The sequence below is a fragment of the Oryzihumus sp. JJN4-3R genome (genome assembly GCF_057747915.1).
Genome location: NZ_CM173229.1, coordinates 1,033,118 through 1,056,229, shown reverse-complemented (window position 1 = coordinate 1,056,229; position 23,112 = coordinate 1,033,118). Strand labels below are relative to the sequence as shown.

Annotated in this window: 22 protein-coding genes; 14 read left to right on the top strand and 8 right to left on the bottom strand. The window is 73.1% G+C overall.

Annotated features, from left to right (window positions below):
* Positions 1–116 precede the first annotated feature (116 nt).
* Complete coding sequence (locus AC3ANM_RS04780; protein ID WP_488286999.1) at positions 117–542, top strand: PNPOx family protein; 426 nt, start codon at positions 117–119, stop codon at positions 540–542.
* Positions 543–601: 59 nt separating this feature from the next.
* Positions 602–3,946: a TM0106 family RecB-like putative nuclease gene (locus AC3ANM_RS04775; RefSeq protein WP_488286998.1), complete on the top strand. Its 3,345-nt coding sequence runs from the start codon at positions 602–604 to the stop codon at positions 3,944–3,946.
* 37 nt (positions 3,947–3,983) lie between these two features.
* On the opposite strand, the gene AC3ANM_RS04770 is transcribed toward AC3ANM_RS04775, so the two are convergent.
* The gene (locus tag AC3ANM_RS04770) at positions 3,984–5,039 is read right to left on the bottom strand and encodes a zinc-dependent alcohol dehydrogenase family protein (protein ID WP_488286997.1); all 1,056 of its coding nucleotides are present in this window, start codon (positions 5,037–5,039) and stop codon (positions 3,984–3,986) included.
* A gap of 167 nt (positions 5,040–5,206) precedes the next feature.
* On the opposite strand from AC3ANM_RS04770, the gene AC3ANM_RS04765 reads away from it, so the two are divergent.
* A complete protein-coding gene (locus AC3ANM_RS04765; protein WP_488286996.1) occupies positions 5,207–6,412 on the top strand; it encodes a TQO small subunit DoxD in 1,206 nt (401 codons plus the stop codon).
* A 66-nt stretch (positions 6,413–6,478) separates the two neighbouring features.
* On the top strand, positions 6,479–7,423 hold the full coding sequence (locus AC3ANM_RS04760; RefSeq protein WP_488286995.1) for an alpha/beta fold hydrolase: 945 nt from the start codon (positions 6,479–6,481) through the stop codon (positions 7,421–7,423).
* Positions 7,424–7,432: 9 nt separating this feature from the next.
* Here AC3ANM_RS04760 and AC3ANM_RS04755 read toward each other — a convergent pair whose 3' ends face one another.
* Complete coding sequence (locus AC3ANM_RS04755) at positions 7,433–9,016, bottom strand: N,N-dimethylformamidase beta subunit family domain-containing protein (RefSeq protein WP_488286994.1); 1,584 nt, start codon at positions 9,014–9,016, stop codon at positions 7,433–7,435.
* Positions 9,017–9,149: 133 nt separating this feature from the next.
* On the opposite strand from AC3ANM_RS04755, the gene AC3ANM_RS04750 reads away from it, so the two are divergent.
* The gene (locus AC3ANM_RS04750; RefSeq protein WP_488286993.1) at positions 9,150–9,656 is read left to right on the top strand and encodes a hypothetical protein; all 507 of its coding nucleotides are present in this window, start codon (positions 9,150–9,152) and stop codon (positions 9,654–9,656) included.
* An 83-nt stretch (positions 9,657–9,739) separates the two neighbouring features.
* Positions 9,740–10,672: a mechanosensitive ion channel family protein gene (locus AC3ANM_RS04745; protein WP_488286992.1), complete on the top strand. Its 933-nt coding sequence runs from the start codon at positions 9,740–9,742 to the stop codon at positions 10,670–10,672.
* A gap of 70 nt (positions 10,673–10,742) precedes the next feature.
* On the opposite strand, the gene AC3ANM_RS04740 is transcribed toward AC3ANM_RS04745, so the two are convergent.
* Complete coding sequence (locus tag AC3ANM_RS04740) at positions 10,743–11,027, bottom strand: hypothetical protein (protein ID WP_488286991.1); 285 nt, start codon at positions 11,025–11,027, stop codon at positions 10,743–10,745.
* A gap of 962 nt (positions 11,028–11,989) precedes the next feature.
* Between AC3ANM_RS04740 and AC3ANM_RS04735 the strand changes: the two genes are divergently transcribed.
* From AC3ANM_RS04735 to AC3ANM_RS04705, 7 genes are all read left to right on the top strand, one after another.
* Positions 11,990–12,541: a MauE/DoxX family redox-associated membrane protein gene (locus tag AC3ANM_RS04735; protein WP_488286990.1), complete on the top strand. Its 552-nt coding sequence runs from the start codon at positions 11,990–11,992 to the stop codon at positions 12,539–12,541.
* A 3-nt stretch (positions 12,542–12,544) separates the two neighbouring features.
* Entirely contained in the window at positions 12,545–13,366 is an 822-nt protein-coding gene (locus tag AC3ANM_RS04730; RefSeq protein WP_488286989.1) for a hypothetical protein, read from the top strand.
* An 86-nt stretch (positions 13,367–13,452) separates the two neighbouring features.
* Positions 13,453–14,061, top strand: a complete 609-nt coding sequence (locus AC3ANM_RS04725; protein WP_488286988.1) for a hypothetical protein — start codon at positions 13,453–13,455, stop codon at positions 14,059–14,061.
* Positions 14,058–14,519, top strand: a complete 462-nt coding sequence (locus AC3ANM_RS04720; RefSeq protein ID WP_488286987.1) for a hypothetical protein — start codon at positions 14,058–14,060, stop codon at positions 14,517–14,519. The genes AC3ANM_RS04725 and AC3ANM_RS04720 overlap by 4 nt, the downstream gene beginning before the upstream one ends.
* On the top strand, positions 14,516–16,144 hold the full coding sequence (locus tag AC3ANM_RS04715; protein WP_488286986.1) for a twin-arginine translocation signal domain-containing protein: 1,629 nt from the start codon (positions 14,516–14,518) through the stop codon (positions 16,142–16,144). Before AC3ANM_RS04720 ends, AC3ANM_RS04715 begins: the two co-directional genes overlap by 4 nt.
* Positions 16,145–16,298: 154 nt before the next feature.
* Entirely contained in the window at positions 16,299–16,868 is a 570-nt protein-coding gene (locus AC3ANM_RS04710; protein WP_488286985.1) for a hypothetical protein, read from the top strand.
* On the top strand, positions 16,868–17,785 hold the full coding sequence (locus AC3ANM_RS04705; protein ID WP_488286984.1) for a hypothetical protein: 918 nt from the start codon (positions 16,868–16,870) through the stop codon (positions 17,783–17,785). Before AC3ANM_RS04710 ends, AC3ANM_RS04705 begins: the two co-directional genes overlap by 1 nt.
* Here AC3ANM_RS04705 and AC3ANM_RS04700 read toward each other — a convergent pair.
* Genes AC3ANM_RS04700 through AC3ANM_RS04690 form a run of 3 tightly spaced genes read right to left on the bottom strand, consistent with a single transcriptional unit; the run spans position 17,782 to position 20,857 of the window.
* Complete coding sequence (locus tag AC3ANM_RS04700) at positions 17,782–18,804, bottom strand: AAA family ATPase (protein WP_488286983.1); 1,023 nt, start codon at positions 18,802–18,804, stop codon at positions 17,782–17,784. The two genes, AC3ANM_RS04705 and AC3ANM_RS04700, sit on opposite strands and share 4 nt — an antisense overlap.
* The gene (gene pnuC, locus AC3ANM_RS04695; protein WP_488286982.1) at positions 18,801–19,415 is read right to left on the bottom strand and encodes a nicotinamide riboside transporter PnuC; all 615 of its coding nucleotides are present in this window, start codon (positions 19,413–19,415) and stop codon (positions 18,801–18,803) included. Before pnuC ends, AC3ANM_RS04700 begins: the two co-directional genes overlap by 4 nt.
* The gene (locus AC3ANM_RS04690; protein ID WP_488286981.1) at positions 19,412–20,857 is read right to left on the bottom strand and encodes an ADP-ribosylglycohydrolase family protein; all 1,446 of its coding nucleotides are present in this window, start codon (positions 20,855–20,857) and stop codon (positions 19,412–19,414) included. The genes pnuC and AC3ANM_RS04690 overlap by 4 nt, the downstream gene beginning before the upstream one ends.
* Positions 20,858–20,941: 84 nt before the next feature.
* Here AC3ANM_RS04690 and AC3ANM_RS04685 point away from each other — a divergent pair, with 84 nt between their 5' ends.
* Positions 20,942–21,646 carry an NUDIX hydrolase gene (locus AC3ANM_RS04685; protein WP_488286980.1) on the top strand — a complete coding sequence of 235 codons (705 nt, stop codon included), beginning with the start codon at positions 20,942–20,944 and terminating at the stop codon, positions 21,644–21,646.
* 10 nt (positions 21,647–21,656) lie between these two features.
* Here AC3ANM_RS04685 and AC3ANM_RS04680 read toward each other — a convergent pair whose 3' ends face one another.
* Positions 21,657–22,259: a dual specificity protein phosphatase family protein gene (locus AC3ANM_RS04680; protein WP_488286979.1), complete on the bottom strand. Its 603-nt coding sequence runs from the start codon at positions 22,257–22,259 to the stop codon at positions 21,657–21,659.
* A gap of 89 nt (positions 22,260–22,348) precedes the next feature.
* On the bottom strand, positions 22,349–23,062 hold the full coding sequence (locus AC3ANM_RS04675) for a hypothetical protein (RefSeq protein ID WP_488286978.1): 714 nt from the start codon (positions 23,060–23,062) through the stop codon (positions 22,349–22,351).
* Positions 23,063–23,112: the final 50 nt, after the last annotated feature.

Here is a 23,112-nt window from a genome sequence, read left to right as displayed (position 1 = left end):
CTGCCGCTGCTGGGTTCTGGCCTGCTGGTGTCCGGCATCGGAGACACGCCGGCAGCGACGGTCCGCGCGCGCTCGCGGCACCCTCGCTGCGCGGCGGCAACGGCAGGAGCGCCGCGATGAGGTTGGGCGCCGAGGAGGCGCAGGCCCGGCTCACCGCGAACGTCCACGGCGTCCTGTGCACGATGCACCCGCGGCGCGGCCCCGACCCCGTGCCCGTGATCTACGCCGTGGCCGAGGGCCATGTCGGGATCCCCATCGACGCCGTCAAGCCCAAGGCATCCTCGCGGTTGCAGCGGGAGGACAACCTGGTGGCCGACCCGCGCTGCGCGCTGCTGGTCGAGCACTGGGACGCCGAGAACTGGTCGCGCCTGTGGTGGGTGCGGGCCGAGCTCGAGCACGTGCCCGACCCGCCGGAGTCGCTGACCGAGGTCCTGGCCGCGCGGCTGGCCGAGACCGTCCCGCAGTACGCCGAGCGCCCCTTCCACCGGGTGCTCGTCTGCCGCGTCGTCGCCGCCACCGGGTGGGCGGCGGCGGAGGGCTGACCACGCAGGTCGAGGGCTGGACCGGCAGGTCTGTCCGAGCCCTGTGGCATGGTCGGGCCATGCAGCGAGTCGACGGCCAGCTGGTGCTCAGCCCCACGGACCTGACCAAGCACGTCGCCTGCCCGCACATCACCACCCTCGACCTGGGGGCGCTCGGCGACGGCGGCCCGCGCGCCAAGGGCCCCGACGACGCGCTCAACCTCATCTTCGCCAAGGGCAACGCCCACGAGGCCGGCTACCTCCAGGAGCTGCGGGACCGGGGGCTCGAGGTCGTCGAGATCGCCCGCACGGCCGACCGGCAGCTCGCCGAGATCGAGACGCTGCGCGCCATGCGCGATGGCGTCGACGTCATCTACCAGGCCACGCTCTTCGACGGGGTCTGGGTCGGCTACGCCGACTTCCTCGTCCGGACCGAGCGGCCCAGCGACCTCGGCGACTGGTCCTACGACATCGCCGACACCAAGCTCGCCCGCCGGCTCAAGGTGCCGGCGCTGCTGCAGATGGCCACGTATGCCGAGCGGCTCACCACCCTGCAGGGTCTGGCCCCCCGCCACCTGGTCGTCGTCACCGGCGACAAGGCCGAGCACCCGTGGCGGCTGGTCGACGTCGCCCCGTATGCGCGGCTGCGCCGAGCCGCGCTGCTGGCCGCCATCGAGGAGCAGCCCGCCACCGAGCCCGCGCCCGTCGCCCAGTGCGTCCAGTGCCGCTGGCAGGAGCACTGCGAGCAGGAGTGGACGGCCGCCGACGACCTCGTCCAGGTCGCCGGGCTGCGTGCCGACCAGCGGGAAGCGTTGCGCGAGCACGGGATCACCACGCTCAAGGCCCTGGCCACCGCGCCGCCGGAGCAGGTGGCCAGCGCCCTCAGCCGGCAGACCGCCGCCCGGGTGCACCAGCAGGCGCGCCTCCAGCTGGCCGAGCGCGAAGGTGACCACCCGGCATACGAGCTGCTCGTGCCGGAGCCGGGGCGAGGGCTGCAGCGGCTGCCCGCGCCCAGCAAGGGCGACGTCTACCTGGACTTCGAGGGCGACCCGTGGGCCGAGGGCGGCGCGGGGCGGGAGTACCTCGCCGGGATCTGGGACAACGCCGGCACGTTCACGACGTTCTGGGCGCACGACTTCGAGCAGGAGAAGCGGCTCACCGAGGACCTCGTCGACGAGCTGATGCGCCGCTGGGCCGGGGACCCGGACATGCACGTCTACCACTACGCGCCCTACGAGCGGACGGCCCTGGCGCGCCTGACCAGCCGGCACGGCAGCCGGGAGGCCGAGCTCGACCAGCTGCTGCGCGGGGAGCGGCTCGTCGACCTCTACGCCGTGGTGCGCCAGGGCGTGCGGATCAGCAAGCCGTCCTACTCGATCAAGAAGCTCGAGGACTTCTACTGGGGCCACACCCGCCACGGGGAGGGCGACGAGGTCGCCGATGCGTTGAGCTCGGTCATCGAGTACGAACGCTGGCTGGTCGAGGGCGGTGAGGGGATCCTCGAGGCGATCGCGGACTACAACCGCGAGGACGTGCGCTCCACCCACGACCTGCACCGCTGGCTGGAGGCCCGGCGTGACGAGCTGGCAGGTGCCGGTCACACGCTGTCCCGCCCGCAACCGCCGGAGACCAAGGAGGTCTCCGAGGAGGAGCGCGCCGAGACCGCGCTCGCCGAGGAGCTGCTCGACGCCGGGCACGACCTGCTCGCCGGCTGCGTCGGCTGGCACCGGCGCGAGGCGCGGCCGGCTTGGTGGGAGTTCTTCCGCTACCGCGACCTCGACACCGAGCAGCTCATCGACGACGCCACCGCGATCGGCGCGCCCGGGGAGCCCGAGGCCGTGCGCGACGTGCTCAGCAAGACCGGCCGGGTCACCTCGCGGATCTGGCGCTACCCGTTCCCGCCGCAGGACTGCAAGCTGCGGATCGGCGACCGTGCCCACGACGTCGACACCCAGGCCGGCATCGGCACGGTCTGCGACTACGACCCGGTCGAGGGCTGGATCGAGCTGTCCATCGGGGTCAGGAAGGAGCCCGCGCCCGTGCGGGGCTTCGGCCCGCCCGGTCCGATCAACGACAAGGTCCTGCGCGAGTCGATCGCCGACGTCGGCCGCGACCTGATCGCGGGGCAGGACTCCATGGGTGCTCGGCTGGTCCGCGGGGTCGTGCCGCCGGCGGAGCTCCTGGCCGCGCGTCCGGGGGAGGCGCCCAAGGACGTCGTCGTCCGGGTCGGCAAAGGCCTGAAGGGGGAGGTGCTCGCGGTCCAGGGGCCGCCCGGCACCGGCAAGACGTATGCCGCGTCGCACCTCATCCGCGCCCTGCTCGACGCGGGCAAGAAGGTCGGGGTCACGGCCCTGTCGCACGCGGTGATCCGCCACGTCCTCACCGAGGTCGGCGAGCCGGCGATGCACAAGGTCTCCGAGGTGCCCGAGGACGATCCCTTCGACGGCGACGTCCGGCTCATCGCCGACAACGGCGAGGCAGCCGATGCTCTCGCGAGCGGCCAGGTGCAGCTGCTCGGCGGCACGGCCTGGCTCTGGGCGCGCCCGGAGATGCGCGAGGCCGTCGACGTGCTCGTCATCGACGAGGCCGGCCAGTTCTCCCTGGCCAACGCCGTCGCCGTCTCCTCGGCCGCGAAGTCCCTTGTGCTGTTGGGCGATCCGCAGCAGCTCACCCAGCCGACCCAGGCCACCCACCCCTACGGCGCGGGCGTCTCCGCGCTGGAGCACCTCATCGGCGAGCACGACACCGTGCCCGCCGACCGCGGCGTGTTCCTCGGCACGACCTACCGGATGCACCCCGAGGTCACCCGGTTCGTCTCCGAGCTCTCGTACGACGGCCGCCTGGAGTCGGCGCCCCACCGCGAACGGCAGGCGATCTCGGGGCAGGGGCCGCTCTCCGGGTCGGGGCTGCGCTGGGTGCCGGTCGAGCACTTCGGTCGCGAGGCGACCAGCCCCGAGGAGGTCGGCGTTGTCGAGGCGCTGATCGAGGACCTGCTCGGGCGCTGCTGGACCGACCCCGACGGCGTGACCAAGCCGCTGACCACCGAGGACGTCCTCGTCGTCGCCCCCTTCAACGCGCACGTGGCGACGCTGCGCGCGTTGCTGCCGGACGGCATACGGGTGGGCACGGTCGACAAGTTCCAGGGGCAGCAGGCCCCGGTGGTCATCTACTCCATGGCCAGCTCGAGCGCGGCGCTGGCACCCCGCGGCGTGGACTTCCTCTACGACCTGCACCGGCTCAACGTCGCGCTGTCCCGGGCCAAGGCACTGAGCCTCGTCGTCGCCAGCCCCGAGCTGCTCAACGCCGAGGTGCACACCCCCGAGCAGCTGCGCGCGGTCAACGCACTCTGCCGCTACGTCGAGGAGGCCGAGCCGGTGCGGGTGACAACGCACGTCCAGACCCTGACGACGCGTAGGACGCCTTAGTGCGCGCGCCCGCCGCGGTGCCCCTGCACACCCCGCCTCAGCGGCGGATGACCACCTTCAGCGCCTTGGACTCGGCCGCCCGGCCGAAGGTGTCGTAGGCCTCCATCATCTGGTCGAAGCCGAAGTGGTGGGTGGCGAACTTCTCCGCCGCGAGCTTGTGCTGGGCCACCAGCTTCAACAGCATCGGCGTGGTCGAGGTGCTGACCAGACCCATGGTGATCGACAGGTCCATGATCCACAGGTCCTGCAACGCCAGCTGGACGGGAGCGCCGTGCACCCCCACGTTGGCCACGGACCCGCCGGGCCGCACGATCCTGGTGCACGCCTCGAACGTCGACGGGATGCCGACGGCCTCGATCGCGACGTCGACGCCCATCCCGTCGGTCATCGCCTTCACCCGCTCCTCCCACCCGGCGGCGCCGCTGTCCACGGTGTCGGTCGCGCCGAAGGTCAGGGCCTGGTCGAGCCGGTTGGCGTCGAGGTCGAGGGCGATGATCCGCGCGGCGCCGTACAGGTTCGCCGTCATCATCGCCGCGAGCCCGACCGGGCCGGCCCCCACGACGGCGACGACATCGCCGGGCTTCACCCGGCCGTAGCGCACGCCGATCTCGAATCCTGTCGGCAGGATGTCCGACAGCATCACCGCAGCCTCGTCGCTCACGCCCTCGGGGACCTTGTAGACCGAGTTGTCCGCGAACGGCACCCGCACCAGCTCGGCCTGCGTGCCGTTGATCAGGTGCCCGAAGATCCACCCGATCCCGCTGGCGCCCTCCTCGGCCAGGCAGTGCGCGTAGAGACCCTGGTGGCAGTACGAGCACGCCCCGCAGGCGCTGATGCACGAGATGATCACCCGGTCGCCGACCGCCACGCTCGAGACCGCCGAGCCGACCTCGGTCACGGTGCCGACGCCCTCGTGCCCGAGGATGCGCCCGTCGGTCACCGCGGGGACGTCGCCCTTGAGGATGTGCAGGTCGGTGCCGCAGATCGTCGTGGTCTCGACCCGGACGATGACGTCGGTCGGGTCGATGATCACCGGGTCGGGGACCTCCTCCCACGCCTTCTGGCCGGGTCCGTGGTAGACGAGTGCCTTCATGAGTGATTCCTCCCTCGATGGTCCCCCGGGGCGGCAGCCCGGAGCCGGGTCCGCCTGACCTCACTCTCGAAGAACCGGGAGGAGGCGGGTAGGGCGCAACGTCCCAGACCGGTCGTTCACAGCCGCCATTGACGTGGCTCCCAGCGAACGGCCGCATCCTGCGGGGTGTGGCGCGCACACCGCTCCGTGGAGCCCGGGCCCTGGATCGCGACCAGCTCGGGCCGGGCACGCTCCGCCCGCGCACGCTCTGGCAGCGCGTGCGGGACAAGCCGGGCTGGCTGATCCTGCCGCTGCGGGTGTTCCTCGGGCTGACCTTCACGTACGCGGCGCTGCAGAAGTTCGCCAACCCCGGGTTCTTCGACGCGAACGACCCGACCTCGGTCGTGCACCAGATGACGGTGCTTCAGCACAGCAGCCCGATCGGGCCGCTGCTGGCCCTGTCGCTGCACGCCCCGGCGCTGGTCGGGCTGATGATCGCCACCGGCGAGCTTCTCGTCGGCGTGGCCACCCTGCTGGGCCTGTGGGCCCGGGCCGCGGCCGCGGGCGGAGCGCTGCTGGCGCTGACGTTCTTCCTCACGGTCAGCTGGAACACCACGCCCTACTACGTCGGCGCCGACATCGTCTTCGTTTTCGCCTGGTCGGTCCTGCTCGCCTTCGGCGCCGGGGGAGTGCTCAGCCTGGACGCGTGGCTGCGGGATCGCGCCCGCGGCGAGCTCGGGCTGCGCCCCGAGCCGGCGGTCGTGCCGGTGAGCGTGCCCCGGCTGCGCCAGCTGTGCGCGCGGGGCGGCAAGTGCGGGCTCGCGGCGGACGGGCAGTGCACGCGCCTGGCCGGCTGCCCGGTCTTCCCCGTCGAGGAGCAGCTGCGCCCGGAGGTCCGCCACGAGATCGGGCGGCGCGCCGTGGTCAAGGGCGGCGCGGCCGCGGGCGCCGTGGCGACCGTGGCCGCGCTGGTGGCCGCCCTCACGGCGATGGTCGGCCGCGCCGTGGGAGGGGTGAGCAAGGTGGCCGGGCCCGGACCGGCCACCGCCGGCCCGTCGGCTCCCAGCCCCACCGCGGGTTCGTCCTCGGGAACCACGGCGGTGGGAGCGCTGTCCTCCCTGCCGGTCGGCCACGCGGTGTCGTTCACCAACCCCGCCGACGGCAACCCCGGCTGGGCGGTCCACACCGCCGCCGACAAGGTCGTCGCCTTCTCGGCGGTCTGCACCCACGCCGGCTGCCCGGTCCAGTACGACCCCTCCAGCGTGCAGTTCCTCTGCCCCTGCCACGGTGGCGTGTATGACGGCCGCACCGGTCAGGTGCTCCAGGGGCCACCCCCGGCTCCGCTGTCGAGCATCCCCGTCCACGTCGTGGGCGGCCAGATCCGGGTTGGCTAGGAGCCCGGTCACCGCCGATAGTGGCGCAGGGCGTTCAGGGCTGGATCTGCTGACGGGAGAAGCACAGTGGGGTTGCGTCGGGTCCTGGGGCGCGTGGGGCTCGCCGCGCTCGGCGCGTTCGTCGTGGTCACGGTGGCGGCCGCAACCTACGACTGGACCAGCGCCGACACCATGCCGGTCCCGCCGCTGGACACCCACGGCCACATGGTGCACGCCGGAGGCCTGGGCACCCACTACGAGCAGTGGGGCGACCGCGGGACGCCGATCGTGCTGGTGCACGGGTTCATGGAGTCCGCGGCGGTGTGGGACCGCGTCGGTCCGCAGCTGGCCGCCGAGGACTTCCGGGTCTACGCCCTGGACGTGCGCGGCTTCGGCTACACCGAGCGCCGGGGTCCCTACACCCTGGCCGGGGACACCGCCCAGCTGCGCGCGTTCCTCACGGCCCTGCACCTCGACACCGCCCACCACAGCGCGCCGGTGCTAGTCGGGCACTCCAGCGGCGCGGCGATCGTCGGCGACGTGGCCCGTCTCGACCCCGCAGCAGCGCGGCGCGTCGTGTTCATGGACGGGGACGGCACTCCCTACGGGGTCGGTCCCGGCTGGGTCCACCGGCTGTTCGTCGACCCGTACGCGACAAGCCTGCTCCGGATCGTCACCCGGCACACCAGCCTGCCCGAGCGTGCCTACCGCAGCGCGTGCGGGCCGACCTGCCCCGCCTTCGACCCGCACCAGTGGCTCACGCCGTTGCGCGTGCCGGGCGCCGAGAGCGCCCTCAAGGCCATCCTGCGCCAGCCCTTGATCGGCCTGACCTACGCCCAGGAGCGACAGATCCACCTCCCGGCCACCGTCGTCTACGGCAGCAAGGACCCGCAGATGGACCGGGCCAGCGCGATGGCGACCGCCGCACGCCTGCGCACCCACGACGTCGTGGTGATACCGGGTGCCGGTCACCTGGTGATGCTCGCCGCGCCGGACGCCGTCACCGAGGTCCTGCAACGCCTTTCACGTTGACTCGAACGGTCACTGGCCGTATGCCCGGGCCACCGGGTCGCCGGCGAACGCGTGCAGCCCCGCCAGGTTTGACCTCGACGGGTGCGCCAGCCCCGCAGGCCCGGCGGCGAAGGCCCGCAGCAGGTTGGTCAGCTCACCGCCGACGACCCGGGCGGTCGTCCCGGTCGCCCCGGCCTCGGGCAGGCCGTAGGTGAACCAGTTGCTGCCGGAGGCGAACACCCCGGCGCCGGAGGGCACGGTGTACCAGGCACTGTCGGCGAAGCTGTCAACGCCGCGGCAGGTCACCGGCGAGTGGGTGAGCACCTCGATGCCGGCCGGTGTGGGCACCCCGGGGTTGACCCGGTCGTACTCCGGACCGACCAGGTGCGGCAGCTGGAGACCGGCCGTGGCCCCCGTCCCGGCGAACAGCCAGCTGCCCGGGTCCGTCACCACCATCGGGGCACTGACCGGGTTGCACTCGTAGAAGACGCCGGTGAGCTCGCTCTCCGGCCGGGGGACCGGCGGCTCGCGCCAGTTCACGGTGACCTCCGCATCGTCCACACCGCGCAGCGGGTCCGAGGGCGCCTTGTAGTTGACCTCCGCCCGGTCCGGACCGAAGGGTGTCGGCCCCAACCGGATGTGCCGGAACACCGCGTTCGCGCCCAGGAACGCCACGTTGACGCCCGCGTCCCGGGCCCGCGTCACGGCGCTGCGCATAGCCGTCGACCAGTACTCGTCGTGGCCCAACGTCACCACCGCCCGGGCGCCGGTCAGCAACGTCGGCACCGCGTGCAGGTCGATGTCGGTCGCGTACGCCAGCGGCAGCCCGAGCCGCTCGGCGTGGGCGATCGTGGGCAGGTCGAGCTTGAGGAACTGCCCCGACCCGTCCCCGTCATACGGCCGGTCGAAGGTGACCATCCGCGACCGGTTCGCGAAGTCGGCCGTGCCGCCCGGCCCGTGGTAGAGGTCGTAGCCGCCCCACTGGTTGTAGGCCTGCCAGGTGGTCACGCCGTCGACCAGCACGATCCGGCCCGTGGTGTCGGGGGAGCGCACCGTGAGTGGGACGAACCGTTGCCCCGCGGCGCTGTCCAGCCGCAGCAGGTAGGCCCCCGGCGGCCAGCCGGCGGTGGGCAGGGAGAGCGAGGTCGGCCAGTCCGTCTGGACCGTGTGGGTCGCAGGGTCAACGGAGCTCGCCGCGCGCTGTATGCCGGGCAGCCGGCTCGCGTGCCAGACACGGGCCCCGCCCACGGCGCCGTACCAGCCCATGCGGAACGCCGTCACCGACCAGCGAGGGGCCACGGTCGAGACGTGCAACCCCACCGGCTCACCCGGCAGGATGCTGGTGCGGTCGGCCCATCCCTCGATCGCGTGCTCGGCGCCGAGCCGCGTGATCCGCCAGTGCGGGTCCAGCCGCAGCGGTGGCGCCGCCGTCCTGTGCGGCCCGGCGTGCGGCACCCGGCCTGGGGAGGTCAGTGGTGCGGCCCAGACCGGCGTGGTCACGGCCCGTGCTGGGCTGGTCACCGCCCGGGCGGCCGGGTCGGCGACCTGGCTTGCGCAGCACATCGCCAAGGTCAGGGCCACCCCGCCGACGACCGCCAGAGGTCGTGCCACCATGCGCCGAGGTTAGGTCCGACCCGGCGGGCGCCACCTCACCCACGGAGGTGAGAAGCGGCCACCGAACGGGGGACCCCTGCGACCCGAGCCCCCGGTGATCCGGACATATGGGGCACATCTACCCTTGGCGTCCATGACGGCGACACCCACGGACTGGAAGTCGACACTCCGCGGCCGGATCCCCGCCCTGCCCCCCGTGAACGTCGCCCAGTGGCAGCGCCACGGTGCTGCGGCGCTGACTGCCGTCAAGGGCTGGAGTCGTTACGGCACAACGGCAACGGCCGTAGCCAAGGACTGGCGCAAGCACGGCGCGACCGCAGTCAACGAGATCAGGACGTGGCGCGCGCCGGAGTGGTCGACGGTCAAGGCCACCAGCCTCGCCCTGGTCCACATCGCCGGCGTCGAGGGCTTCCGCTGCAAGCGCGCCCGCGTCGACCTGTGGGACGTCAACGAGGCGTCCCCGGAGTTCGCCCGTGACCTCGTCCGCCGCGCCTTCGACGAGCAGCAGGCCGACCGACTGGTCGTCCACAACGCCGACCCGCACACGGCCACCCAGCTCCAGAAGGCGGCCGCAGCCCACGGCGCGACCTACAAGCTGCAGGTCTTCCTGCGCCTGACCGACCTGCTGCCCTTCGAGTAACGACTGCTCGGCCGGCGGGGCCCGCGTGCGTGGCCGGCAGCAGTGGTGGTCAACCACGCCCGGGCGCGCGACCATGGACAGCAATGTTCTCCAACGTCCAGCCGTTGACCGACTTCTGGCTCTGGGTGCGCAGGAGCGGTCTGGAGATCGTGCTCCTGGTGACCGGGGCGATGCTGCTGACCCGCTTCGCCACCTGGGCGGGCAACCGGATCACCGAGCGGATCGACGCCAGCGCCGCCGAGACCGACTCCCTGGTGCGTTCCGAGGCCTCCAAGCACCGTCACGCCCTGGTCCAGGTCATCACCTGGACGATCCTGGTGATCATCTACTGCGCCACCGCGGTCGGCATCGCCCAGCGCCTCGGCGTGCCGGTGACCGGCCTGGTCGCGCCCGCCGCGGTCGCCGGCGTCGCCCTGGGTTTCGGCGCCCAGCGTGTCGTGCAGGACCTGCTCGCCGGCTTCTTCATCATCACCGAGAAGCAGTACGGCTTCGGCGACCTCATCCGCCTCAACGCCCCCGGCATCTCCGACCCGGCGATCGGCACGGTCGAGGACGTCACCCTGCGGATCACCACGATCCGCACCGCCGACGGCGAGGTCGTCATCACGCCCAACGGCCAGATCACCCAGGTCACCAACCTCTCCCGCGACTGGGCCCGCTCCGTCGTGGACGTCCCGGTGCCGGCCACCTCCGACGTCAGCCGGGTCAGCGAGCTGCTGCACCGCATCGGCGAGGAGGCCTTCAACGACCCGTCGCTGAACCAGCTCCTCCTGGACGAGCCGGCGATCATGGGTGTGCAGAGCATCGACATGGACCACGTCCAGATCCGGGTGGTCGCCCGCACGCTGCCCGGCAAGCAGTTCGACGTCGGCCGCGCCCTGCGCGCCCGGATCGCGGTCGGCCTGCTGCGCGAGGGCATCAGCGTCTCCACCGAGCTCGACACCGCCGAGCCGACCGGCGTCAGCACCGGCGTCAACACCCCGACGAGCACCCAGAGCGGCTCCGGCACCGACTGATGTCCCACCTGCGCGCCATCCGCACCTCGACCTGGGTCCTGCTTGCCATCTTCATGGTCACCCTGACGGTCTACGTCCTCGTCCGCCCGCCACCGGTGGGCTCACCCGCGAGCACGCCGGTCACCCCGGCGACGGTGGTCCCGGTCGCCCCCACCCGGACCCGCACGGCCACGCCGACCCGCGAGCCCACAGCCACCCACACGAGCACCACGACCCGGATCGAGTCGCCCACCTCGACGGGCGCCACCATCACGACGCCGAGCCCGACGAGCACCACCCGGACGACGACGAGCGGCAGCACCACCAGCCCGGGCGGGTCGGTCACCCCGAGCACGACGTCCCCCTCGCTGCCCACCCCCTGACACCTCATACGCCGGTATGCCGCCCGCTCACCTGAGCGCGTGTGGTGAACACTCGGATCTCGTCAGCGTCGCTTGCCTTGCCCGGGAAGCCCACCAGACACGATCTTGGGCGTGAACGGGGCGCCCTCCACCGGATAGAAGTGCTTCTTGACCCCTGTTCGCGGCTGCGGAGCGACCCGGCGCCGTCGAGGCCGACCCGGGGACGCGCTTGCTGCGACGCGTTCCTGCCTCGAGCTGGCCGCCTTCAGCCTGGTCAGGGCAGTCGTCAGGTTCTTCACCTCCTGCCTGAGGTGCTCGACTCTTTCGCGCTTGCGGGAAAGTTCCGTTCTGGCTGCGGCGAGCTCTTCTTCGATGGCCCCGAGCCGCTCCACTTCAGTCTCAGCTGCCGCCAGCCGGCGTCCGGCCCACGTCGCGCGTCCGCGAGCGCTGCGTAGGGCTCGTCGTGTGTCAGCGTGCTCCTCCGACTCAGCTTCGGCCCGTGCCTGCCACCACTTGAGTTCGTGTTGGGGGAGGCGTTCCTGGCACGCGCGGCAGACCCTGGTCGGTCGGAGCGTCACCTCCGAGAGGATCTCCCGAAACGCGTGTCCGCATAGAGCGTGATCGAACTCGGGGCGGTCGTAGTCGAGATGATGGAAGACCCTTGATCCTGAGTCCCTGACGAACCAATGCTGGGGTTCGTCTCTGTACTGCTCAAGCACGGCAACCTCCCGCCTCGTTGCGTTCACACGGTCGCGGCCGGGCCTTTGTTCCCCCGTGGTGTCGGATGCGCCGCGCGCCCATGCGTTCGATCGCCTTATGGTCGCCCTTCGAGTGCCGCCGTGGGAACGGATTGCTGGGACCCCCGGACGCGCCGTGCCGAATCTGCCGACGCCCTGCGCCACCAATTTGACGGAGAATCGTGAAATCTCCGCATTTCGCGCGGTCGCCGTGGAGCGCGGCGGCTACGGTTCCGACCATGGGGGATCTCCTCGCCGGGCCCTACCTCGCGGCCTGCGCACTGCTCGTGGCCGCCGGGCTGCCGAAGCTGCGAGACCCCCTGCCGCTGGTGCGTGCGATCCGCTCAGTCGGCCTCCCGGCGGGTCGGCAGCGCATCCGGCTGCTGGCTGCCGCCGAGGTCGTCCTGGGGGTCGCCGGCTTCGTCCGCCCGGGCCCCGTGACCGCCGGGCTCGTGACCCTGGCCTACCTCGTGTTCAGCGGCTTCGTGGCCCTGGCGCTCAGCCGCGGGGGAGTCCTGGACTCGTGCGGCTGCTTCGGCAAGCCCGACACCCCGCCGACGAAGGCCCACCTGCTCGTCACCGCCGCGCTGGCCGCGGCCAGCGCGTGGACCGCCCTCGCCGCGGACGGACAGTCGGTGGTGACCGGCACGGCATACCCGCTGGTGATCCTCGGGTATGCCGCGCTGGTCGCGTTCCTCGCCTGGCTGATGATGGCCGTGCTGCCGACCACCACCCCTGCCGCGGTCCGCGGCCGGCAGCAGACCGCCCAACCCGCCCCGCAGAAGGGATAGCCGATGCTCGCCGTCGTGGTCGCCGAGGGAGTCGCCATCGCGCTGCTCGCGGTGCTGGTCCTGGGCCTGCTGCGCAGCCACGCGCTCATCATGAAGGCGCTGCACGAGCTCGGCGCCGGCCTCGAGCTCGAGACCGACGGCGGGAAGTCCAGCCAGCACAACGGTTCCGGCCCCGTGCCGGTCCAGCTCGAGCAGGGCGTCGTGCCCAACACCCGAGCGCCGGACACCAAGGCCTCCGAGATCATCGGCAGCACGCTGCGCGACGAAGAGGTCGCGATCCCCGTCACGGGTGAGGACCGGCGCACCCTGGTCGCGTTCCTCTCCAGCGGGTGCAGCGTGTGCGCGACGTTCTGGGAGGAGCTCTCCGGCGGCGACACCGCGATCCCCGGCGGTGCCCGGCTCGTCGTCGTCACCAAGGGCCCGGAGGAGGAGAGCGTCACCCGGCTGCGCCAGCTCGCCGGCGACAGCCTCGACGTCGTGCAGTCCTCCGCCGCGTGGACCGACTACGGCGTCCCCGGCTCGCCCTACTTCGTCTACGTCGAGGACGGACAGATCACCGGCGAGGGCTCCTCGACGACGTGGGCTCAGGTCGTCGACCTCATGGGCCAGGCCGTCGACGACACCGCCGAGGCGCGCCGCAAGGCCGGCCGGAAAGGCCCGTGGGACAAGGGGTCCGGCGACCGCGACGACCTCGCCCGTATCGACCGCGAGCTGCTCCATGCCGGCATCCACCCCGGCCACACGAGCATGTACGAGCCGCCGGACACCACCGGCGGCGTCACGGCCGGCACCACCTCCGGCGCCGCGGAGGCCGACCGCCCATGAGCCCCCTCGCCACCGCGCTGGCCCTGGGCCTGCCCATGGCCGCGGTCGCCGCGGTGCGCTCGACCTGGTCGCCTTGAGGCGAGTCGATGCTCTCCAGCATCAGCCCGTTCGGTGAACGGGCACGCGCCACCCGCTGGTCGGTGACGGTCGTCGCCTACCTGCTCGGGTCCCTCGCCGGGGGTCTGGCCCTCGGTCTGCTCGCGGCCGCACTCGGCTCCCTGCTGCCCGTCGCCGCGCGCCAGTCGCCTTGGGCCGCAATGGTCCTGGTCGCCCTCATCGCCCTCGGCCTGCTCCTGGACCGGGGCGTCGGCGGCCGCCGCCTGCCCAGCTGGCGCCGCCAGGTCGACGAGGGTTGGCTCTCCGGCTACCGCGGCTGGGTGTATGGCGTGGGTTTCGGCACCCAGCTCGGCTTCGGCGTCGTCACGATCATCACCAGCGCCACGGTCTATGCCACCGTGCTGCTCGCCGCGTGGAGCGGGGACCTGCGCGCCGGTCTGGCGATCGGCGGTCTCTTCGGCCTGGTCCGTGCGTTGCCGGTGCCGCTGCTCGCCCGGGTCCACGACCGGTCGGGCCTCTACCGCGTCTTCCGGCGCCTCGAGCGCTGGGCCACGCCGGCCGACCGGCTGGCGCAGGCAACGCTGGCGGCGGCCGCCCTGGTGCTGGCCGCCGTCGCCGTCGAGGGGGTGCTGTCATGAGGTTGCGCAACCACGGTCTGTCGGTGACCGTCGGCGACGGCTGGGACCACCGCATCTTCAAACGCACGGCGGCGCCGGGGGAGCAGACCCTGCCGATCCTGCACGCCAGCACCCGGCCGCTGCCTGCCGACCGCGGCGACCTGGGCAGTGGCGCGGTGGACCTGCTCGGCAGCAACGACATCTTCATCTCCCTGGTCGAGTTCGACCCCGAGCTGGCCGGGCAGGGCCTGTTCGCCCCGCGGGGCATGCCGCGCCTGGCGCCCTCGCAGTTCTCCCCGGCCCGGCTGCAGCGGGTCTTCGGCGGGCGCAGCGCCGCCCAGCACTTCTTCACCGACGGCGACCGGGCGTTCTGCCTGTTCGTCGTCCTCGGCAGCCACTCCCGACGGATGGCCGTGGTCCCGAAGGCCGAGCGCAAGGTCGCCCAGCTCGGCGTCGAGAGCGGATGGAAGCACCGATGAGCAACGTCCTGACCACCCTGGAGCAGGCCACCAGCCCGGCCGGCGGCAGCGTCCGCCTCGTCCACCGGGTCTCCCGCGCGCTCGGCCGGTTCACCCGGCGCGGGTTCCTCGTGCGGACCGCGGTCATGGGCTCGGCCCTGGCCGTCGCGCCGAAGGACTACGTCCTGAAGGCCCAGGACGCCTACGCCACCATCTGCGGTCCGGGCAACACGTTCTCCGCTGGCTGGACCGTCTTCTGCTGCACCGTCAACAACGGCGTCAACGCGTGCCCGCCCGGCACGTTCAGCGCCGGCTGGTGGAAGGCCGCCGACTCCTCCTGGTGCTGCGGGGGCTACCGATACATCGTCGACTGCAACGCCACGTGCACCTCGTGCAGCACCGGCTGCGCGGGGGACCACATCTGCGACAGCCGCTGCTGGTCCTGCCGGTGCTCCGGCTCCACCCACACCTGCGACCAGCGCCGGCACTGCTGCAACGCGTTCCGCTACGGCCAGTGCAACACCCAGGTCCGGTGCAGCGGGGGTGTCGCCTGCCGCGTGGTGAGCTGTGTCCCGCCATACAAGTGGGACAACTGCTCGACGACCACCCTGGTGGACAACCGGACCGCCGAGCACAGCGCGCCCTGCGAGCAGGGCTGCGGGCCGATCCTGACCCGCTACAACGCGTTGGGTGCCAACGGCTCCTACCTTGGCGGCTCGACCGGTCCCGAGCGGGCGGTCGGCGACGGCAAGGGGAGGTACGTCAACTACCAGCACGGCTCGATCTACTGGACCCAGGCCCACGGGGCGCGGGCCGTCTCGGGTGCCGCCCTGACCAAGTGGCGCGCACGGGGCGGCCCCACGGGTGCGCTCGGCTACCCGACCAGCGAGCGGATCCCGGGCGCGAGCGGCGCATGGCTGCAGGTCTTCGAGAAGGGCGCGGTGTGCGACACCGCCACCACCGCGCTCGCGGAGACGCACGGCGACGCCTTCACCACCTGGGTCCACAACGGCCGCGAGAAGGGGGTGCTGGGCTACCCGGCGGCCGACCAGACCAACCAGCCGGACGGCTCCGGCTGGGCGCAGACGTTCCAGAAGGGTGTCATCTGCCGGAGCAGGTCCACCCCGCTGTCCGTCGTCCACGGTGACGCGATGAGCAAGTGGGTCAAGCTCTCCCGGGAGAAGGGCGTCCTCGGCTACCCCAAGGGCAACCGCACGACCAGGTCCGACGGGTCGTGGCGCCAGGTCTTCGTCGGCGGCGTCATCCTCGACAGCCCGGCCACGGTCCCGTGCGTGGTGCGCGGCATGGCCCTGCCCGTCTGGGTGGCCCGCGGCGCCGAGAGCGGGTCGCTGGGCTACCCGACGGCCGACCAGGGCACCGGGGCCGACGCACGCGGGGTCTTCCAGGTCTTCACCGGGGGCGAGGTCTGGTCCGTCGGCGGAGGGGCCGGCCACGTCCTCGCCGGTCCGGTGCTGGCGCAGTGGAAGACCGACGGCGCCGAGACCGGCACGTGGGGTTACCCGGTCTCCGACGTGGTCACCGACCCGGACGGCACCCAGCACGCCGACTTCGAGCACGGCACGATCACCATTGCTCCGCAGCCGACCTCGCCGCAGCCGCCGCAGCCGTCACCGACGCCGTCGTGACCAACGAGGTCCTTGACCGCCCCCGTCGGTGAGGTGGGCGCGATACGGCCCGGGCTCGCCACGGGCGGAGACCTGCGGCTAGCATCAGCGTGCCGGACCCCCGGGGACGCCGACGCAGCGGCGGCGGGGAAGGACTGACGAGGGGGCTTGTCTGATGGGGACCGTCACGGCCTGGCGCTGCGCGCCGATCGCCGTCGTCGCACCGATCGCCGTGGTCGCGCTGCTCGCCGGCTGCGGCGGGGCGTCGGGCGCGGGATCCCTGAAGACCTACCAGCCCTCGGGCACCACCACTGCCGCGGCGGCGCCGGCGCCCTCGGCGGAGCAGCAGGCGGTGATCGACGCCTACGGGCGCTACCGCGACCTGTCCAACGCGATCTCGGGGGGAGCCAAGGTCGACATGGCCAAGATGCATGAGGTCGCCCAGGACCCCTGGGCGCTGAAGTACGCCAAGAACCTCGACGCCACGCAGTCGGCGGGCTACATCCAGGTCAAGCCCTGGGGCCGCGACGTCCGCTCGACGACGGTGACCGGCAACACCGCGGTCCTGGTCGACTGCGTCGACACCCGCGGCGGCTACTCGGTGCGCAAGGGCGGGCAGGAGGCCCTCGCCACGGCCACGCCGGCGCCGCCATTGCTGGTCACCGTCCGCTTCGTGCGTGCCGGCAGCCGGTGGCTGGTCACCGGGCAGAGCGATGGCGCGGCGTGCACGCCGGGGGCCCGCTGATGCGCGCCGGCACCCTGCGCCGGGCCGACCGCCCCGGACACCGGTGGGCCCGGGCGGTGAGCCGACTGCTCGTGCTCGTTGCCACCGTCGGCGTGACGATGCTGATGGCGCCACAGCTCGCCCACGCCTGCGACAACATGGAGGTCCGGCACAACCCCGACGGCAGCATCAGCTATGTCTGCACCGACGGGACCTCGACGGGCACGCCGGGGGAGCCCGGGGGTGGCGGCGCCTCGACGCCGAGCTGCACCCTCCTGCCGCCGGCCACGTTCTGCGACGGGACGACGCCCTGCTACATCAAGGACAACGTCGCGCCCTACGCCCCGCCCCAGGGGCCGCCGCCGTCCAAGGACGCCCAGTGGCACGTCGTGATGTGCTTCAGCGGCGCCACCTGGTCGGGCACCGCCGTGTGGGACAACACCAAGAAGCCGCAGCCACCGAGCCTGCAGGAGCAGGCGCTGACGGCCTTCGGCGCGCTGCGGCCACCCACCGCCCAGCTGCGGTTCAACCCCGACCACCGCACGCTGGTCTACCTCGACACCTGGTTCTGGGCCGAGGGCCTGTCCGCCGGGCCGCTCACCGGATCCTCGGCGTTCGGCCTCGTCGCCCGGGCGACCCCGGACCACCTCGAGCTCGACCCCGGCGACGGCAGCGGCCCGACCAACTGCCCGTGGACCACGTCCCGGTCGGCGCAGTGCTCCTACGTCTACCCGCGCTCCTCGGTGTCCGGCAGCACCCACGGTGACGACGGTCAGCCGGCCTTCGCCGCGACGGCCCGGCCGGTCTGGTCGGTGACCTTCGCGGTCAACGGCACCCCGGTCACCATCCCCGGCGCCCCGACCGAGCTCAAGGGGCCGACCTCGACCGCCGCCGTGGAGGTCGCCGAGACCCAGGCGATCGTGACCTACGGGTTCTAGCCGAGCGGGTCGGCCAGGTCCCAGCCGCGCGCCAGGAGGGCGTCGACCGCCGCGACAGCCGCCGCCAGCCGGGCCTCGTGCTGACCGCTCACCTCGACCCAGGGGGCCGGCTGGGCGGCCAGTACCTCGCGGAACCGGGCGGTCATCCACGGCCGCAGGTGCTCCCCGTCGCGCAGCCCGTCCTGGACGAACGGGATGTCGCAGTCGGTGAGCACGTAGAGGTCTGGCACCCGCGCCTTGGCCAGCGCCTCGACCGTCGCCGAGGGCGAGCCCAGGTAGCGCTCGTGCCACACGGTGGTCGCCAGCACGTCGGTGTCGCACACCAGCAGCGGCCGCGGGACGGCGCGCAGCGCCGCGTCCTCCAGGCGGGCCTGCTCCCTTGCCACCAGGTCGAACTCGGCGGTGTGCCACGGAGCGGCCAGGCCGCCGGGGCGGACCTCGGACCACTCGCGCCCGAACTCCGGCACCCACGACGTGCCGTAGTGCGCGGCCAGCGCCCGCGACAGGGTGGTCGTGCCGGTGGACTCCGCCCCCAGGACCACGACCCGCCGGGTGAACCACGCCCGCGCCGCCGGACCAAGTGCCCACCAGTGCCCCTCCACACCGGCGCGCACCGCGGTCCCCGACACCGGCGTCGACACCCGGCCCGGGTCGACCTGCACCCAGGTGGCACCCAGCCGTGCGGCCAGCTCTGCGCCATAGGGGTCGGAGGTGAACACCGAGTCCACCGGCGTCTCGAGCAGCCCGGCGATGAGGGCCATGTGCTCGTCCCAGGCCGACGGCGAGGCGAAGTCGACCTCCGCGTCGTCCATCGCCGCGACTACGTGCGCCGTCGGGTGCTCCTCCCGCACCCAGCCCGCGCGCACCTCCAGCGGGATCGACTCCACCGAGCTGGCCAGGACCTGCACCGTCACCCGGTCGCACTGCGCCAGCGCCGAGCGGATCAGGGCCGAGTGCCCGGCGTGCAGGGGGTAGAACTTGCCCAGCACCAGACCGTGCCGGAACCTGCGCACGCTCACGGGTGCGCCACCTCCGCCGCGACGACGTCCGAAGGAGCCTCCACCACAACGGGATGCGCGGCCAGCGACCGCCGCCACTCACGCAGGCCTTGGACGCACATCGCCAGGAACAGCACGTAGAGCCCCGACGTCAGCCACAGGTCCTTCACCGCGTAGAGCACGATGTAGATGACGTCGGCGGCGATCCACACCCACCAGTTGCCGATCCACTTGCGGTTCAGCATGACCTGCGCGGCCAGGCTCATCACCGTCGTCAGCGCGTCCCACCCGGCGACCGTCGAGTTCGTCCACGTCGACAGCACCCAGCCGAGCAGCGCTGTGCCGGCAGCGATCCCGACGACGACCGCCGGCCACGCCCCGCTCGGGGTGCGCTGCACGGCCAGCTCGCTCCGCCGCGGTCCGCCGCGCAGCCACAGCCACCAGCCCCACACCGCCAGGGCGATGTAGACGACCTGCAGCCCGGCGTCGGCGTAGAGCCCGGCCCCCACGAACAGCACGATGAAGAACACGTTGTTCGCGATCCCCACCGGGAAGTTCCCCACGTGCTGCTTGACCACCAGCCACACGCACAGGGCGCCGCTGGCGAAGCCTGCGACCTCGGTCCAGCTCATCGTCGTCCTCCCGTGGCCGCTTCCCAGAGGCGGCCGTAGCCACGGGTGCTCGGCAGCACCGTCTGTATCGCGCGCGCCGCCTCGCGCGCGTCGGCCCCCAACCGCACGGCATACCGGAGCGCGACGCTGGGCGTGCGCTGCTCGGCGTGGACGCAGTGCAGCAGGACCCGCTTGCCCTCGGCACGCAGCAGCTGCACCGCGGCGGCCGCGTCGTCGAGGACGAAGTCCAGGTGGGCGTTGTCCGCCGGCAGGTTGCTGTCCACCAGCCACACCTCGAGGTGGTCGCGGCCGGCGACGCCGGAGGCGGGGGCCTCGTCGGCGCCCAGACGGCACAGCGAGACCACCGCGTCGACGCCGAGCTCGGCGGTGCGGTGCAGGTCCGCCAGCGTGCCCAGCAGCACCCCGGGATCGTGCGGGTGCGGCACGGCGCGGGCCGGCTCGCGTCCGGAGGCCATCGCCTTCGCCAGCGGCCACTGTCCGGCGCCCACGCCGCCGCGCGCGGCCTGCACGCCCAGGGACACCAGGTCGCGGGCGCGCATCCCCGGCCAGCCGTGGACCTCCCGGCGCCACCGGGCCGGGACCGCCGAGGCGCCGTAGCGCGCGCCCAGCAGGGCCCCGGCGATCGCGGCGACCGTGTCGGTGTCGTTGCCGGCGTGGACCGCCGCGGCCAGTGCCCGCTGCAGGTGCGCTGGTGAACCGTCGCCCTCGTCGGTGGAGCTGATCGCGGCCCACGCTGCCTGGAGTGCCGTGACCGTGAAACCGTTGGGGCAGAACGTCTTCGACTCCACGCCCGTCGCCTCGTGGATCCACTGGGACCACTGGCCGCGACGCTCCTCGGGGATCAGGTCCAGCCCGGAGATGAGGTCGAGCCGCCCCTGGGTCACGGCGACCCGGATCGCCTCGGACCACAGCACGCACGAGTCGCCGGCGAGCGGGTCGGTGTGGGTGAGCTCGGCGATCGCGCGGGCGGCCCGGGCCGTGGTCTCGCGGGAGTCCAGTCGGGTCAGGCCGACCACCCCGGTGCGCATCAGGGCGCCGTTGCCGGCGGTGTGGCCGTTGCGGGCGTGGAGCTGCTCGCTGGCCTCCCGCAGCCGCTGCGCCGCCGGGCCATCCCAACGGCCGGCCTGGGTCAGCACCACCCGCGTCTGGTTGCCGACGTCGCTGGCGCCCCCGTGGAGCCACCCCTCGAACGCGGCGGCGACCTCGTCGAGCGCCGCGGGGGAGGTGAGGTCGCCGCGGGCGGCGACCCGCGCGATACAGACCGCCATCTGCGTGTCGTCGCTCCACTCGCCGGGCGCGTAGGGCCCCAGGCCGCCGCCGATCATCTGCGGCTCGCCGACCGGCGGCCGGCCGAACTCGTAGGGCACGCCCAGGGCGTCCCCGCAGGCCTGCGCCAGCAGCACCCCGGCGGCGCGGTCCGCCTGCATCGTCGTCAGCTCCATGCCAACCCCCTTGCTCTCGATCTCGTCGTGATGACGATAAGTCACGGGGATGCATAGCGTCAAGATGACGATTACCATCCGGTCATGGCCTACGACCCCAGCGAGTACCCGCCCTTCGCCGTGACGGCGGACCTGGTTGTCCTCACCCTGCGCGACGAGGCGCTCCAGGTGCTGCTCGTGCGCCGCGGCGGCAAGCCCTATGCCGGCCGGTGGGCGCTGCCGGGCGGGTTCACCCAGGTCGAGGAGGACATCGAGGACGCGGCCTACCGCGAGCTGGCCGAGGAGGCGGGGGTCGGCCGGGCCGAGGTGGTGCTGGAGCAGCTGCGGACCTACGGCGCGCCGAAGCGCGACCCGCGCATGCGCGTGGTCTCGGTGGCGTGGCTGGCCCTCGGGGCCGACCTGCCTGACCCGCGGGCGGGCAGTGACGCCGCCGACGCGCGCTGGGTGCCGGTGGCCGAGGCGCTGGGGGAGTCACGCCGGCTCGCCTTCGACCACGCGCAGATCCTGCGCGACGGGGTCGAGCGGGCGCGGGCCAAGCTGGAGTACTCCCCGCTCGCCACGGCGTTCTGCCGCCCCGAGTTCACCGTCGGCGAGCTGCGCGCCGTCTACGAGGCGGTCTGGGGGGCGCCCCTGGACCCGCGCAACTTCCACCGCAAGGTCACCGGCGCCGAGGGGTTCCTCATCGAGACGGGGGAGCGGACCACGCGCGGCGGCGGCCGCCCCGCCATGCTGTATCGCGCGGGGCCGGCCGAGCAGCTCAGCCCGCCGATCCTGCGCCCCGCGCCCTGACGAGGGGCGGTCAGCCGGCGAACTCGGCCCGGCGGATGCCGCGGATGATCGAGACGACGTCGAGCTCGTTGCGCCGGCGCCAGGCGGCCAGGCGCTTGAGGTCGCGGGTGAGAGCGGCGCGCTCGCTGCCGACCCGCTCGTGGTGCCAGCGCAACGCGTCCTTGGCGTAGTCGATATAGGCGATCGGCCGGGCCGCCCGGATCGCGTCGAGCGCTTCGACCGGGTCCCAGCCCTGGGCGAGCAGGATCGCGAAGCCGAGGGAGGGCCCGCGGTTGATGCCCATGTGGCAGTGGGCCAGCACGACCGCGTCGGGGGTCGTCTCGAACGCCTCCAGTGCGTAGCCGACCCCGGAGTCGAACCAGCGGGCGTCGACCTGCTGCCCGGCGTCGTCCATCCCGTGGTGCAGGTAGCGGATCTGCGGGGCGTGCTCGGCCACGAACGCCTCGTCGCTCCACTCGATCCGCACGTCGATGATGTGGCTGACGCCGTGCTCCACGAGCTCCTCGAGCTGGACGAGGGCGAGCTCCTCGCGCGGGCTCAGGTCACCGCCGACGGCGAGCCGGTCGGTGACGAAGCTGGCGTTGGCGGACGCGGGGCGTGGGGTGGGCGGCACAAGCACTCCAACGGGTCAGGTCGGGGATTCCTCCCCAGTCTGCGACGGATCGAACCGGGACGACAGGTACCCGGGTACCTGCCCCACCCTCACGGATCCAGGTCGTCGGGGCCGATGGCGCCCGACACGTGGACCAGGTAGTAGCCCAGCTCCTCCAACGACTGCAGCGGGTGCTCGCGCCGGGCGTTGAGCCGGTCGCGCACGCGCAGCGCGGTCCGCTTGACCTGCGCCTCGGCCAGGTCGAGCCGTCGCCCGGCGGCGCGGCACAGGTTCTCCGGTGGGGGTGTGCCGTCGAGCTCGTGGGCGAACAGGACCGCGAGCCGGTGCCGGGTCCGCGGCGAGAGGGGCATGCGCGCCCCGGCGACCGCGGTGCGGACGATGACGCCGGCGCCGGCGTCCCGGACCGTGTCGTCCAGCGCGTAGGGCAGCTGCTCGCTCGCCTCCTGCGGCACCGAGGTGATGCGCACCTCGGCCGTGCAGACGCCGTCGAGGTCCCACGCCAGGCTCCAGCGCCCGGCCTGCAGGAACACCACCGCACCGCGCTCGAACACGCCGTGGCGCAGGGTCCGGCTGACGGCGGTCAGCCGGGTGCGCTCGCCGTTGCGCAGCAACCAGCCGTCGTCCACCGGCGCGAACGTCGCCAGCCGTCGCGGGGCCCAGTCAGGCTCCAGCCGTATCGCGCAGCCGGGCGCGCGTCCGACGCCCGCCGGGCTGTGGCGGGGCAGGACGAACGGGCCCAGGGTGGTCCCACCGACGGTCACGCTGGCCTCGGCCCGTGGCCGCCGGTCCTGCTGGTCGTTCACGCATCCTCCCCCCGACAACGGCGTGCGCCGCCGGTACGAAGAAGGTAGGG